Consider the following 13,162-nt stretch of genomic DNA (forward strand, 5'->3'; position numbering starts at 1 on the left):
CAAGGCGGCCACTGCTACCGTCCCGGCAGCCGTGCCAGAGAACGAGGAGGTGGTACCCGTGACCGCAGTTACGACATGGGTGCTCCCCTCCAGGGTCACGGCCGGGCGATAGGTCGCCTGAGGAGCGCCGTTCAGCGCACTCCCGAAAGGCACGACCATGCACTTCACCTCAGAACAACGCCTCGACGACGGCGTCCTCGAGCGCGAGTTCACCCTCGGCGAGATCCCCGGCATCCTGTGGACGCCCGAAACCACGGCCGCGCCGACTCCGCTGATCCTGCTCGGCCACCCCGGCGGCCTGCGCAGGATGTACCCCCGGCTGGCGGCCCGGGCCCGGGCCGCCGTGGCGGCAGGCTACGCCGCGGCCACCATCGAGCTGCCCGGCAGCGGTGACCGGCCCCGGTTCGCCGCCGTCGACGAGGCCCGCGCCGACCTGCAGCGGGCGCTGGGGGCCGGTGAGCCGGTCACCGGCGACATCGTCGACCGGCTGATCCTCCCGCTGGTCGAGCGGGCGGTCCCGGAATGGCGGACCACCCTGGACGCCCTGCTCGCCCAGCCCGGGATCGGCGGGCCGGTCGGGTTCTCGGGCGGGGTGCTCGCGATCGCCATCCGGCTGGCGGTGGTCGAGCCGCGCATCGTGGCCGCGGGGCTGTTCGCCGGGAGTTACGTGCCGCGCAGCATGGTCGAGGAGGCCCGGCAGGTCACCATCCCGCTGCTGGTCCTGCTGCAGTGGGACGACGAAGGCAACGACCGGCAGCTCGCCCTGGACGTGTTCGACGCCTTCGGTTCGAAGGAGAAGACGTTGCACGCCAACATGGGCGGACACACCGGCATTCCGGCGTTCGAGGGCGACGACGGGAACCGGTTCTTCGGCCGGCACCTGAGGTAAGGCGGCGGTTCAGCGTGGCCGGCCCGGCACTCCCGGCCGGGTCTGCCACGGCTGTGGCCCGTCGAGCGGCCGGTACTCGACGCCGAGTGCGTCCAGCCGCGGCAGGTGGTGGTCCCGCAGCCGCGGCAGGAACTCGGCGCAGTCGCGCGGCCCGCTGCTCCACGCCACCTCGGCGAACGCCGACAGCCGTGGGAAAGCCATGTAGTCGACCCGCCGGACGCTGTCGAGGTGCTCGCTCCACACCTGCGCCTGCACGCCCCGCAAGCGCGGTCCGCTCAACGCCGGTTCGTAGGCGTAGACGTCCTCCAGCGTGTGCACCATGCCGACCGGGATCGGCTCGTCCGGGTGCGCGGACTGGCGGTGGTCCAGGTACACGTGCTGCTCGGGGCACATGACGACGTCGTGCCCGGCCGCGGCGGCCTGCTGTCCCGCGGTCTCGTTCTGCCAGGAGCCGATCACCATCGGGGGCAGGCCGCCGATGTCGAGGACCTCGTCCCAGCCCATCGGTGTCCGGCCGCGGGCCACCAGGTGCTCGGCCAGCAGCCGGACGAACTTGCGGTGCTCGTCGGTCGCGCCCGGCGTCTCGTCGCCGCCCAGCGCGATCACCGGGGACGGGAAGATCTCCAGCAGGTGGTCGAACACCGTGCGGAAGAAGTCCAAAGTGGACTCGGACGGATCGAGCAGTGAAGTGCTGATGCCCCAAGCGGTCCAGATCTCGTAGGACGCCTCGGTGCCCAGCTCCGGGTACGCCGCCAGCGCCGCACGGGCGTGGCCGGGGATGTCGATCTCCGGGACCACGGTGATCGCCCGTTCGGCGGCGTAAGCCACGATCTCCCGCAGGTCGTCGCCGGTGTAGAAACCGCCGTGCGGCCGGCCGTCCTGCGCACCCCCGCTGCCCGCCATCGACGACGGCCGCCAGCCGCCCACCGACGTCAGCTTGGGGAAGCCGGGGACCTCGAAGCGCCAGCCCTGGTCGTCGGTCAGGTGCAGGTTCAGCACGTTCAGCTTGTGTGCGGCCAGCAGGTCGACGAACCGCAGCACCTCGGCCTTGGTGCGGAAGTGCCGGGCGACGTCGAGCAGGCAGCCGCGCCAGCCGAAGCGCGGGTGGTCCTCGACCACCCCGCACGGGATCGAGAGTTCCCGGCCGAGCGAAGCCGCGCGGAACGCGTCCGGTCCCACGAGCTGGCGCAACGTCTGCCGCCCGTAGACCTCCCCGGCCGCGTCACCGCAGGACAACACGACGCCGTCCGGCGAGATCTCCAGCCGGTAGCCCTCGGCGGGCAGGTCCGCGGGCCGCACCTCGACCGGCGCGGGCCACGGGCACGAACCCGCGGCGGGCGTCACCGAAACCGGGCGGGGGAGCAAGGTGGCAAAAGACATGTCAGCCCTTCACGGCGCCGGCCATGCCGGACACCAGCCGTCGTTGGACGAGGACGAAGAACACCAGCACCGGCACGGTCATCAGCGTCGAGGACGCCATCACCGCGCCCCAGTCGGTGTCCTCCGGCTTGAAAAACACCAGGATCGCCTGCGGCAGCGTCTGGTTCTCGGTCTTGGAGATGATGAACGTCTTGGCGAAGAGGAAGTCGTTCCACGCGTGGATGAACGCCAGCACGCTCACCGCGACCAGCCCGGGCGCGACCAGCGGGAACAGGATCTGCCAGGTGAACCGCATCCGGGACGCGCCGTCGAGCTTGGCCGCCTCCTCCAGCTCCACCGGCACCGCCGCGACGAACCCGCGCAGCATCCAGATCGCGAACGGCAGGCTGAAGGCCAGGTGGACCAGCACCAGCGAACCCAGCTCGTTGAGCCCGAACGCCGGGGCCACGCCGCCGATCTGGCGCATCAGGAAGAACAACGGGATGGTCAGCGCCTCCACCGGCACCATCTGCGCGACCAGGATCATCACCAGCAGCACGGTCCGGCCCTTGAACGAGAACCGCGTCAGCGCGACGGCCGAGAGGAACGACAGCAGCAGCGACAGCACCACGACGACCAGGGCCACCACCAGGCTGTTCAGGAAGAACCGCCCGAAGCCGGACACCGTGAGCACGCGCTGGAAGCTGTCGAACGACGGGCTGAACGTCCACGGTTTCGGGTTCGCCGACTGGATCTCGCCCGGTGGCTTGAACGCCGAGAGCAGCATCCAGTACAGCGGGAACGCGACGATCCCGGCGATCACGACCGTGACGATCTCGGCGATCAGCCGGCCCGGACGGCGGACGCGGCGGACGCGCCGGCTCGTGATCACAGCCATGCCGCGCTCCGGCGCTGCGAGCGGACGTAGAGCCCGGTGACGGACAGCAGCAACAGCGTCATGACGACTCCGATCGCCGAGCCGAGGCCGTATTCCTGCCCGGCGAAGGCCTGTTGGTAGGCGTAGACGTTGAGGACCAGGTTGCGCCCGGCCACGCCACCGCCGTTGGTCATCACGTAGATCTGGGTGAACACCTTGAAGTCCCAGATGATCGACTGGACGGTCGCGATCACCAGCAGCGGCCGCACCATCGGCAGGACGATCGCCCACGTCGAGCGCCAGGCCGACGCGCCGTCGAGCGACGCGGCCTCCAGGACCTCGTCCGGGATGCCCTTGATCCCGGCGTACATCGTCACCATGACGAACGGGAACGAGCACCAGACGACCTCGGCGGCGACCAGGCCGAACGCACCGATCGTGCCGAACGTCCAGGAGTGGTGCTCGAACGGCAGCCCGATCCCCGAGAGCACCTCGTTGACCAGCCCGAAGTCGGTGTCGAAGAGGAACAGCCAGACGTAGGAGCCGGCCATCGCCGGGGTCGACCACGCGCCGAGCGCGGCGAGGAACAGCAGCATCCGGGGGAGCGCGCGCACCCGGCTCGCCAGGACGGCGAGCCCGGTGCCGACCAGCAGGCTGCCGAGCACGCAGGCCGCGGCGAACCCGACCGTGTTGCCGAGCACCGTCCAGAACTGCACCTGCGAGAGCAGGTCGGCGTAGTTCGCGAAGCCGAGGAACACCAACGGCGCGTTGCCCGCGGCCTGCGGCTGGCCGTAGTCGTAGAACGAGATCAGGACCAGCTCGTAGATCGGGTACGCGAGCAGCGCGGCGAGCAGGATGCCCGCGGGCAGCAGGTACAGGATCGCGGCCCGGCCGTCCCGCCGCCGCCGTCGCGGCGCCTTGGTGGGCGCCGCGACAACCGGACGGGTTTGCTGGGCGACCACTACCCGAAGGCCTTGTCCATCGCGGCGGCGGCGTCGGTCAGCGCGGCGGCCGGGTCCTTGCCGCCGGTGGCGATCTGCTGCACGGCGGTCGGCAGCACGTTCTGGCTGTCGATCTTGGACCACGCCGGCGTCGCCGGGACGAACTTCGTACCCGCCTTGAGGGTGTCGACGAACGGCTTGAGGAACGGGTCGTTCGCGGCGAGCTTCTGCTGCACCGAGCTCAGCGTCGGCAGGTTGCCCATCGCCGTGTACATCTTCTCCTGGTACTTCGCGCCGCCGAGCAGCTCGATGAACTCCAGGGCCAGGCCGCGGTGCTTGCTCGCGTTGAACACGCCCAGCAGGTTGCCGCCGGCGAACGCCGGGGCGACGCTGCCCGCCGTGGTGCCCGGGATCGGCACGACGGCGTACTTGCCCTTCACCGCGCCCTGGTCGACGGCCTTGCGGTTGAAGTCGCCGCCGACGGTCATCCCGGCCTTGCCACCCGCGAACGCCGTGACGCTCTGCGTGCCGGTCAGGTTCGCGCACTGCGCGGGCGGGCAGATGTCGTCCTTGAGCAGGTCCGCGTACTGGGTGACGCCGGACTTGGCCTGCTCACCGGTGACCGTCGACTTCCACTTGCCGTCGCTCTCCTGCGCCAGCTCACCGCCGTTGGCCCAGAGGAACGGCAGCATCGCGTAGGTGTACTTGCCGCCGACGGAGATGCCGTAGAGGTCCGGCTTCGCCGCGCGGACCCTGCGGGCGTCGTCGGTGAGCTCGGCGAGCGTCGTCGGCGGCTTGAGGCCCAGCTCGGTGAAGACGTCGGTGCGGTAGTACAACGCGCGGACGCCGGTGTACCAGGGCAGGCCGTAGGTCTTGCCGCCGGACTTCGCCGTGTCCACGACGGTCGGGATGAGGTCCTTGCCCTCGCTCCACGACGCGAGGTCGCCGGTCAGGTCGGCGAGCGCGCCGGTGGCGGCGTAGTTGGAGACGTCGGTGTTGCCGAACTCGGCGACGTCCGGCGCGTTGGCCGGGTCGTTGAAGGCGCCGGAGAACTTGTCGGCGCGGCCTTCGACCGGCACCCACTGGACGTCGACCTCGACGCCTTGGTGCGCGGCCTTGAACTCGGCGATCGCGTCCTTGACCGCCGCTTCCTTCGGCGCGCGGCTGGCTTCGTCGAACAGCCAGACCCGGACGGTGCCGGTCTTGTCGTCCGCGCCGGCGCCCGCGGGCGCGGACTGGGTGGGGGCGCAGCCGGCCAGCAACGCGAGGCCGGCGACGACGGGCAGGGTGCGGCGCAGTCTCATGGGGTCCCTCCAGTGGGAGGTCGTGAGTGCGTAACAGTGTTAGAACACTGTTACGCACTCACGACCGGTGCTCAGACGAAGTAAGTGGAGTTGACGCTGCCGACGGCCAGGCTGCCGGCGACCGCGCCGGGCAGGCCGGTGGCCGGGTCGCGCGGCAGCCAGGTGACGGTGCCGGAGCGCTGGTTCGCGACGTAGAACCAGGCCTCGGCGGGATCGAGGGACACGTGCCGCGGCCAGTTGCCGCCACTGGACACAGTGGACACCAGCTTGAGCGTGGCACCGCCGCCGGAGACGGCGAACGTGGCCAGGGTGTTGGGCCCGCGCACGGTGGCGTAGACGAACTTCCCGTCGCGCGAAACGACGATCTCGCCCGGGTACAGGTCGCCGGTGCTGCCCGCCGGCACGGCCGGGACGACCGACAGCGCCTTGAGCGTGCCTGCCGCGGCGTCCCAGCTCGCCACCGTGATCTCGGGCCGCAGCTCCTGCACGATGTAGGCGAACTTCCCGGTGGGGTCGAACGCCAGGTGCCGCGGCCCGGCGCCGGTGGGCAGCTTCAGCTGCTGGTGCTGCGAAAGCTTCCCGGTGGCGACGTCGAGCGAGTAGACGTACACCGAGTCCGCGCCGAGGTCGACCGAGAGCACCCAGCGCCCGCTCGGGTCGTTGACGACCTGGTGCGCGTTCGGCGCGCGGTCGGATCCCTGGTGCTGGGCCAGATCCGTGGCCGCGCCGAGCTTCCCGCCCGTCAGGATCGGCAGCACGACGACGCTGCCGGTGCCGTAGTTGGCCGCCAGCACGTACTTCCCGCTCGAGTGCACGCTCAGGTGCGTCGGCGCGCTGCCCTTCGTCGAAACCTTGTTGAGCAGCTTCGGGTTCGTGATGTCGGTGATGTTCAGCGCCGAGACGAACCCGTTCGGGTCGCCCTCGTTGGTGACGTACAGCGTCTTGCCGTCGGCGCTGCGGCCGAACCAGGACGTGTCGCTGATCCCCGGCACCGTGCGGACCTGGGTCAGCGCGGCGCCGGAACGGCTCGTGACGTCCAGGCCGTGGCCGTCGGCCCCGCTGGTGTAACTGCCGACGTACACAGTGGCTCCAGCGGTGCAGACCTGCGCGGCGGCGGACGCGAACTGCGCGCCCAGGACGGTGGCGGCGCCGGCGGCACCGGCCGCGCCGAGGAACGTGCGACGGGAAAGCTCGGCCATCGTGGTGTCTCCCAAGGGTATCGGTGACGGCGAACGTGGCGGCGTATCGGTCCAGTGTAGTGGAAATTCCGCTGTGGTCTAGACCACGAGCATGGCCAGTGCGGCGACCGCGAAGCCCGACACCGAAAGCACGGTCTCCAGCGCGGTCCACGTCTTCAGCGTCTCCGGCACGGTCATCCCGAAGTAGCGCGAGACGATCCAGAACCCGCCGTCGTTGACGTGCGAGGCGATGATCGACCCGGCCGAGATGGCCACGACGATGAGCGCCAGCTGCGCCTGGGAGTAGTGCAGCTCGGCGACGGTCGGCGCGACGATGCCACTGGTGGTCACGATGGCCACCGTCGCGGATCCCTGGGCGATCCGCATGCCGCAGCTGATCACGTACGAGGCGAGGATCACCGGCAGGCCGGCGTCCCCCAGCGACTTGGCGACGGCGGTGCCGATGCCGGTGGCCGAGAGCACCGCGCCGAAGAACGCGCCCGCGCCGACGACCAGCAGGATCATCGCGACCGGCCGCAGCGCCGCGGCGGACAGCTCACCGAGCTGCTTGCCGTTGATCCCGCGCCGGTGCCCGAGCAGCCACGACGCCAGCAGCACCGCGATGGTCAGCGCGACGGCGGGCGTTCCGATGAACGCGGCCACCCCGGCCAGCGTCGAGCCCTTGGGCAGCCAGATGCTGCCGAACGTGCCCGCCAGGATCAGCACCAGCGGCACCGCGATGATGCCGCCGACCAGGCCGAGCGACGGCGGGTTCTCGTGCTCGTCGTCGGCGCCGCCCAGGTCCGCGAACTCCTCGGGGATCTTGATGTCGATCTTCTTGCCGATCCACGTCGAGTACAGGATGCCGCCGACGAACCACGCCGGGATGCCGCAGATGGCCCCCATCAGGATGATCCAGCCGAGGTCGACGTGCAGCAGCCCGGCGGCCGCGACCGGCCCGGGGTGCGGCGGCAGGAACGCGTGCGTGATCGACAGGCCGGCCAGCAGCGGCAGGGCGTAGAGCACCAGCGAGCGGCCGCCCTGCTTGGCGGCGGCGTAGACGAGCGGCGCGAGCACGAAGATGCCGATGTCGAAGAACACCGGGATGCCGAAGATCAGGCCCGAGACGCCCATCGCCAGCGGCGCGCGCTTCTCGCCGAACGCCCGCAGCAGCGACGACGTCAGCACGCGGGCGCCGCCGGACTTCTCCAGGATCGACCCGAGCAGGGTGCCGAGCCCGATGATCGCGGTGATGTGCCCGAGGATGCTGCCGAACCCCTTCTCCAGCAAGGAGTCCGACGTCTTCTGCGCGGTGCCGACCAGGGTGCCGACGGGCAGGCCGGCGGCCAGCGCGGTGAGCAGGCTGACCACGATCAGGGCGATGAACGGCTCGACCTTGACCTTGATGATCAGCAGCAACAGCAGGGCGATCGAGACGGCGGCGAGGGTGAGGAGCCCGCCCGTGGTGTGTTGCAGCCAGTGGATCATCGGGTTCTCCCGGGATTGCGCAGGGACGCACCGGCGAGGGCGCCGGTGGGACGGCCGTCGTCGAGGGCGGCGACGCCGTTGACGAACACGTGCGTGATGCCCGCGGCGGCCTGCCGCGGGTCGTCGAAGGTCGCGGTGTCGGTGACCGCGTCCGGGTCGAACAGCACCAGGTCCGCGGCGTAACCGGCGCGGACGAGCCCGCGGTCGGTCAGCCGCAGCCGCCGCGCGGCCCGCCCGGTGAGGTGGGCGACGCACTCGGCGAGGTCCAGCACGCCCAGTTCACGGACGTACCGGGCCAGGTAACGGGGGAACGTGCCCCAGGCCCGCGGGTGCGGGCGGGCGCCGACGAGCAGGCCGTCGCTGCCGCCGGTGTGCGTCCGGTGGCGCATGATCGCCTGGACGTTCTCCTCGTGCCCGACGTGCATCAGGCAGGACGTGCCGAGGCGCTCGTCGAGCAGCGTGTCGAAGTACAGTGCCGCCGGTTCGCTGCCCGCGGCGCGCGCCGAACCGGCGACACTGTGCCCCACCAGGTGGGCGTTGTGGTCGTTGCGGACGCCGTTGATCTCGATGGCGTCCCAGTCGATCGGGACGCCGTGCGCGCCGTCCGAACCGGACTCCTCGATCTCGGCCCGGATCCGCTCCCGGGTGTCCACATCGGACAGCCGGGCCAGGGTGGCGTCGAGCCCGCCTTCGGTGGCCCAGCTGGGCAACAGTGCGGACAGGTAGGTCGCGCCCGGCAGGTACGGGTAGGTGTCGAGGGTGACGTCGCAGCCGTCGTCGAGCGCCTCGTCCAGCAGCTTCAGCAGGTCGGGCGCCTTGCCCTTGTTCACCGAGAAGTTCATCGTCGCGTGGGCCAGGTGCAGCGGGCAGCCCGACCGCCGGGAGACGTCGATCATCTCGGCGAACGCATCGAGGGCGCCCTTGCCGTAGCTGCGGTGGTGCGGGCTGTAGAAGCCGCCACCCTCGCCGACCACGCGGCACAGCTCGACCAGCTCGCCGGTGTCCGCGTACATCCCCGGCGTGTAGGTGAGGCCCGACGACATCCCCATCGCGCCCTCGGCCAGGCCGGTCGCGACGAGCTCCTTCATCCGGGTCAGCTCGGCGTCGGTGGCCGGCCGGTCGTCCCAGCCGACGGCGAGCATCCGTACGGTGCCCTGCGGCACGAGGTACGCGGCGTTGACCGCGATGCCCTGGTCCAGGCGGTCGAGGTACTCGCCGACCGAGCGCCAGTTCCAGTCGAAGCCCGCCGGGTCGTCGTTCCAGCCCGCGAGCTGCTGGCGCAGCGCCGCGAGGACGACGTCGTCGACCGGCGCGTAGGACAGCCCGTCCTGGCCCAGCACCTCGGTGGTGACGCCCTGGGTGATCTTGGCCGGGTGGTCCGGGTTGGCCAGCAGCTGCAGGTCGGAGTGCGAATGCATGTCGATGAACCCGGGCGCGAGCACCAGGCCGTCGGCGTCGATGTTCCGGTTCCCGGCCAGCGAGCCGGCTTCCGCGACGCTCGCGATCCGGCCGCCGGTGATGCCGACGTCGTGGCGCGTGAGCGCGTCCCCGGTGCCGTCGGCGACCAGCGCGCCGCGGAAGACGACGTCCATCAGAACCACGTCCGGACGAGGTCGACGACGGTTTCGCCGTCGGCCGCCGTCACCGGCAGGAGCGGCCACTTGTCGAACACCGTGCACGGGTGCGAGAGGCCGAGCCCGATCCAGTCGCCGACCTCGACCGGCGACCCCGCCGGCAGCGTGAGGAAGGCGTGCTGGTCGTTCATCTTCGCGATGACGTGGCCTTCGAGCGGCTCCGCGGGGCCGCGCGGGGTGCGGCGCAGCTGCGGTTCCGGCATGCCTTCGTCGAAGGACGCGTCCCGCTTGCCGATGGTCAGCAGCGCCAGGGTGTCCGACGGCTTCGACGTCACCTGCGCCCAGGCGTGCAGCGCGGGCCGGAACGACGCGACGCCGTCGATGCGCGGGTGCTCGCCGAGCGGGGAGATCTCGCGGTAGAAGCCGTCGTCGTGGGTGATGTAGGCGCCGCTGCGCAGCACCGGGAGCACGTCGAGACCGGCCGGCCACGGCTTGGTGAGCTCGTTCGCGACCTGGTCGAAGTAGGCGCTGCCGCCGGCGGTGACGATGATCTGGCCGTCGAGGAGTCTCTTGTCCGCGAAGGTGATCGCGAGCTCGCGCAGACCGTCCACGTAGGAGCTGATCTTGGCGAGCGCGGCGTCGTCGGTGTCGTGCGAGAGCGCGCCCTCGTAACCGCCGGTGCCGCGCAGCCGCAGCGCCGGGCTGGCGTGCACGGCTTCCGCGACGGCCAGCGCGGTCGCCGTGTCGCGGACGCCGGTGCGGCCGCCGTCGGCGCCCAGCTCGAGCAGGACGTCCACCGGCCGGCTCGAACCTTCGAGCGCCTCGGTCATCAGCTCGACGCCGCGGACCGAGTCGACCCAGCAGATGAACTCGAACGAGGGATCGGCGGCCAGCTCGGCGGCCAGCCAGCGCAGGCCGCTCGGGTCGAGCAGCTGGTTGGCCAGCAGGATCCGCGAGACGCCGAACGCGCGGTAGATGCGCAGGTGCCCGGCGTTGGCGCAGGTGATGCCCCAGGCGCCGTGCTCGATCTGGCGGGCGAACAGCTGCGGGGCCATCGTGGTCTTGCCGTGCGGGGCGAGGACGACGCCGCGGGCGGCGCACCAGGCGGCCATCGTCCGCAGGTTGTGCTCGAGTGCTTCGTCGTCGAGCACGACGAAGGGCGCGAAGAACCCGTCGGTGAACAGGTTGAGCCGCCGGTCCGCGGCTTCGCCCAGCGTGAGCCCGGTCAGGGCGGGCGCGGCCGAGCGGAACCGCCAGTCGACGCGCTCCTGGCGGAGGGCGTCGAGCGCGGCGGTGTCGATCGAGCAAGGGGCGGGTGTGTTCATCGGCGGCGACCTCGGTTGCGTATGTTGCAACGACTGTTGCGCATTTTGAGTGCCATAGGTGTAGCATCCGGGTCGCCACAGGTCAACGGGGTGAAGGACAGGGGAGACGGAAAGTGACAAGCGGGCCCGAAGTGCTCTGTGTCGGCGAGACGATGGCGCTGTTCGTGCCCGCCGAACCCGGCCCGCCGGACGAGGTGCGCCAGTGGACGCGCACCATCGGCGGCGCCGAGTCGAACGTGGCCTGTCACCTGCCCGCCCTCGGCGTCCCGAGCGGCTGGGTGAGCGCGGTCGGCGACGACCCGTTCGGCCACGCGATGCTGCGCGAGATCGCGGCGGCCGGCGTCGACGTCAGCGCGTGTTCGGTGGACCCCGTGCGCCCGACCGGGCTCTACGTCAAGGAAAGCGGCGCCGGCGGCAGCCCCGTGCGCTACTACCGCGCCGGCTCCGCGGCGTCCGGCATGGGCCCTTCGCTGCTGGATCGCCTGAACCTCGACGGCGTCCGCGTGCTGCACCTGTCCGGCATCACCCCGGCGCTGTCCGACAGCTGCCTCGCGCTGGTGCGCGCGCTGCTGGACGCGCCCCGCGGCGACCGGCTCGTCTCCTTCGACGTCAACCTGCGGCCCGCGCTGTGGGCCGGCCGCGACCCCCGCTTGCTCGCCGAACTGGCCGGGCAGGCCGACATCGTCCTGACCGGCGACGACGAGGCCCAGCACGTGTGGGGGACCGGCGACCCGGTTTCGCTGCGGGCCCTCCTGCCGGGCCCGCGCACGCTGGTCGTCAAGCACGGCGAACGCGGAGCGACCCTCGTCGAAGGCGAGCCGCTGTTCGCGCCCGCGTTGCGCGTCGACGTCGTCGAGCCGGTCGGCGCCGGGGACGCGTTCGCCGCGGGCTTCCTGGCCGCGACCCTGCGCGGCGCCGCGCCCCTCGAACGGCTCCGGCGCGGGCACCTGCAGGCCGCCGCCACCCTGCTCACCCACGACGACGTCGGCGTACCGCTGCCACGCACGGTCGTGGATACCCTGCTGAACGCGGACCCGGACGAGTGGCGTTCGGCCAGGCTGACGGGAGAGGGGGTTCTCGCTTGAGTCAAAGCCTGGACCGCGCGCTGACGCTGCTGAGCTCGATCGCGCAGGACGCGCGCACCCTCGACGATCTCGCCGAGGAGATCGGCGTCCACAAGTCGACGGTGCTGCGCCTGCTGCGCACCCTGGAGCAGCACCACTTCGTCCGCCGCGAAGGCACCCGCTACTACCGGCTCGGCAGCGCGATGTTCGACCTCGCGAACCAAGCCCTCGACTCGATCGACGTCCGGCGCAGCGCCCAGCCCGCGCTGGCCGCGCTCAACGCCCGCACCGGGCACACCGTGCACCTGGCCAGCTACGACGACGGCGAAGTCGTCTACATCGACAAGTACGAGGGCCGCCACTCGGTGCGGATGTACTCCCGCGTCGGCAAGCGCGCGCCGCTGCACTGCACGGCCGTCGGGAAGGTCCTGGTCGCCGCGATGCCCCAGGCGCGTCGGGAAGAGATCGCCCGGTCCATGGAGTACCCGGTGCTGACGCCGAACACGATCACCACGCCCGAGGACTACCTCGCGGAGCTGGATCGGGTCGCGCAGCTCGGGTACGCCGTCGACAACGCCGAGCACGAGGACTTCATCCACTGCGTCGCGGCGCCGGTGCGAGGCGCGGACGGCGAGGTCCTGGCCGCCGCGTCGATGTCGGTGCCGAAGGTGCTGCTCGACTACGAAGGCCTGCTCGCGCTGGTCCCGGACCTGCGCGCCGCGACGAACGAAGCTTCCGTCCACAGTGGATGGACGGGGAACGGAAAGGGGCACTGATGAGCAAGACGGCAGTTTCCACCGAGAACGCGCCGAAGCCGCCGGCGAAGTTCTCGCAGGCCGTCCGCAAGGGAAACCTGCTGCAGGTCGCGGGCCAGGTGGCCTTCGACCCGGCCACGAACGAGATCGTCGGCGACGACGTCGCGGGCCAGACCCGCCAGACGTTCAAGAACATCGAAGCCGTGCTCAAGGAGGCGGGCTCGAGCCTCGCCGACGCGATCATGGTGCGCGTCTACCTCACCGACACCGCGCACTTCGCGCCGTTCAACGAGGTCTACAACGAGCTGATCGGCGAGGGCCCGCACGCCGCCCGCACGACGGTGTATGTCGGCCTCCCGGGCGAGCTGCTCGTCGAGATCGACGTGCTCTGCGTGCTGGACTGAGCTT

The 13,162-nt window shown here is 71.2% G+C and carries 12 protein-coding genes; 4 read left to right on the forward strand and 8 right to left on the reverse strand.

The features are described from left to right. The first annotated feature begins 157 nt into the window (after positions 1-157). The gene (locus OG570_RS27210; RefSeq protein ID WP_326952047.1) at positions 158-889 is read left to right on the forward strand and encodes an alpha/beta hydrolase; all 732 of its coding nucleotides are present in this window, start codon (positions 158-160) and stop codon (positions 887-889) included. Positions 890-898: 9 nt separating this feature from the next. Here the strand turns inward: OG570_RS27210 and OG570_RS27215 are convergent, their stop codons facing one another. The 8 genes from OG570_RS27215 to OG570_RS27250 form a co-directional block, all read right to left on the reverse strand. Further along, entirely contained in the window at positions 899-2,269 is a 1,371-nt protein-coding gene (locus tag OG570_RS27215) for a beta-N-acetylhexosaminidase (RefSeq protein WP_326952048.1), read from the reverse strand. A 1-nt stretch (position 2,270) separates the two neighbouring features. Further along, positions 2,271-3,146, reverse strand: coding sequence for a carbohydrate ABC transporter permease (locus OG570_RS27220; RefSeq protein WP_326951185.1), 876 nt, complete (start codon positions 3,144-3,146; stop codon positions 2,271-2,273). Continuing rightward, positions 3,137-4,087, reverse strand: a complete 951-nt coding sequence (locus OG570_RS27225) for a carbohydrate ABC transporter permease (RefSeq protein ID WP_326952049.1) — start codon at positions 4,085-4,087, stop codon at positions 3,137-3,139. Before OG570_RS27225 ends, OG570_RS27220 begins: the two co-directional genes overlap by 10 nt. Beyond that, the gene (locus OG570_RS27230) at positions 4,087-5,370 is read right to left on the reverse strand and encodes an extracellular solute-binding protein (protein ID WP_326952050.1); all 1,284 of its coding nucleotides are present in this window, start codon (positions 5,368-5,370) and stop codon (positions 4,087-4,089) included. The genes OG570_RS27225 and OG570_RS27230 overlap by 1 nt, the downstream gene beginning before the upstream one ends. A 71-nt stretch (positions 5,371-5,441) precedes the next feature. After that, entirely contained in the window at positions 5,442-6,569 is a 1,128-nt protein-coding gene (locus tag OG570_RS27235; protein WP_326952051.1) for a lactonase family protein, read from the reverse strand. Positions 6,570-6,647: 78 nt separating this feature from the next. Then, entirely contained in the window at positions 6,648-8,036 is a 1,389-nt protein-coding gene (locus OG570_RS27240) for a GntP family permease (RefSeq protein WP_247054053.1), read from the reverse strand. Beyond that, a complete protein-coding gene (locus tag OG570_RS27245) occupies positions 8,033-9,628 on the reverse strand; it encodes an N-acyl-D-amino-acid deacylase family protein (protein ID WP_326952052.1) in 1,596 nt (531 codons plus the stop codon). The genes OG570_RS27240 and OG570_RS27245 overlap by 4 nt, the downstream gene beginning before the upstream one ends. Next, a complete protein-coding gene (locus tag OG570_RS27250; RefSeq protein WP_326952054.1) occupies positions 9,628-10,935 on the reverse strand; it encodes an amino acid deaminase in 1,308 nt (435 codons plus the stop codon). The genes OG570_RS27245 and OG570_RS27250 overlap by 1 nt, the downstream gene beginning before the upstream one ends. A 113-nt stretch (positions 10,936-11,048) precedes the next feature. Here OG570_RS27250 and OG570_RS27255 point away from each other — a divergent pair, with 113 nt between their 5' ends. Genes OG570_RS27255 through OG570_RS27265 form a run of 3 tightly spaced genes read left to right on the forward strand, consistent with a single transcriptional unit; the run spans position 11,049 to position 13,158 of the window. Then, positions 11,049-12,020: a sugar kinase gene (locus OG570_RS27255; RefSeq protein WP_326952055.1), complete on the forward strand. Its 972-nt coding sequence runs from the start codon at positions 11,049-11,051 to the stop codon at positions 12,018-12,020. Then, the gene (locus tag OG570_RS27260) at positions 12,017-12,775 is read left to right on the forward strand and encodes an IclR family transcriptional regulator (RefSeq protein WP_326951178.1); all 759 of its coding nucleotides are present in this window, start codon (positions 12,017-12,019) and stop codon (positions 12,773-12,775) included. Before OG570_RS27255 ends, OG570_RS27260 begins: the two co-directional genes overlap by 4 nt. Further along, entirely contained in the window at positions 12,775-13,158 is a 384-nt protein-coding gene (locus OG570_RS27265) for a RidA family protein (RefSeq protein ID WP_323337905.1), read from the forward strand. Before OG570_RS27260 ends, OG570_RS27265 begins: the two co-directional genes overlap by 1 nt. Positions 13,159-13,162 lie beyond the last annotated feature (4 nt).

Source organism: Amycolatopsis sp. NBC_01286, assembly GCF_035982555.1.
Classification (GTDB): domain Bacteria; phylum Actinomycetota; class Actinomycetes; order Mycobacteriales; family Pseudonocardiaceae; genus Amycolatopsis.

Coding starts and splice junctions, on each gene's coding strand:
- OG570_RS27220 (WP_326951185.1), bottom strand. CDS start 3,146: ATGGCTGTGATCACGAGCCGGCGCGTCCGCCGCGTCCGCCGTCCGGGC.
- OG570_RS27210 (WP_326952047.1), top strand. CDS start 158: ATGCACTTCACCTCAGAACAACGCCTCGACGACGGCGTCCTCGAGCGC.
- OG570_RS27235 (WP_326952051.1), bottom strand. CDS start 6,569: ATGGCCGAGCTTTCCCGTCGCACGTTCCTCGGCGCGGCCGGTGCCGCC.
- OG570_RS27250 (WP_326952054.1), bottom strand. CDS start 10,935: ATGAACACACCCGCCCCTTGCTCGATCGACACCGCCGCGCTCGACGCC.
- OG570_RS27240 (WP_247054053.1), bottom strand. CDS start 8,036: ATGATCCACTGGCTGCAACACACCACGGGCGGGCTCCTCACCCTCGCC.
- OG570_RS27230 (WP_326952050.1), bottom strand. CDS start 5,370: ATGAGACTGCGCCGCACCCTGCCCGTCGTCGCCGGCCTCGCGTTGCTG.
- OG570_RS27245 (WP_326952052.1), bottom strand. CDS start 9,628: ATGGACGTCGTCTTCCGCGGCGCGCTGGTCGCCGACGGCACCGGGGAC.
- OG570_RS27215 (WP_326952048.1), bottom strand. CDS start 2,269: ATGTCTTTTGCCACCTTGCTCCCCCGCCCGGTTTCGGTGACGCCCGCC.
- OG570_RS27265 (WP_323337905.1), top strand. CDS start 12,775: ATGAGCAAGACGGCAGTTTCCACCGAGAACGCGCCGAAGCCGCCGGCG.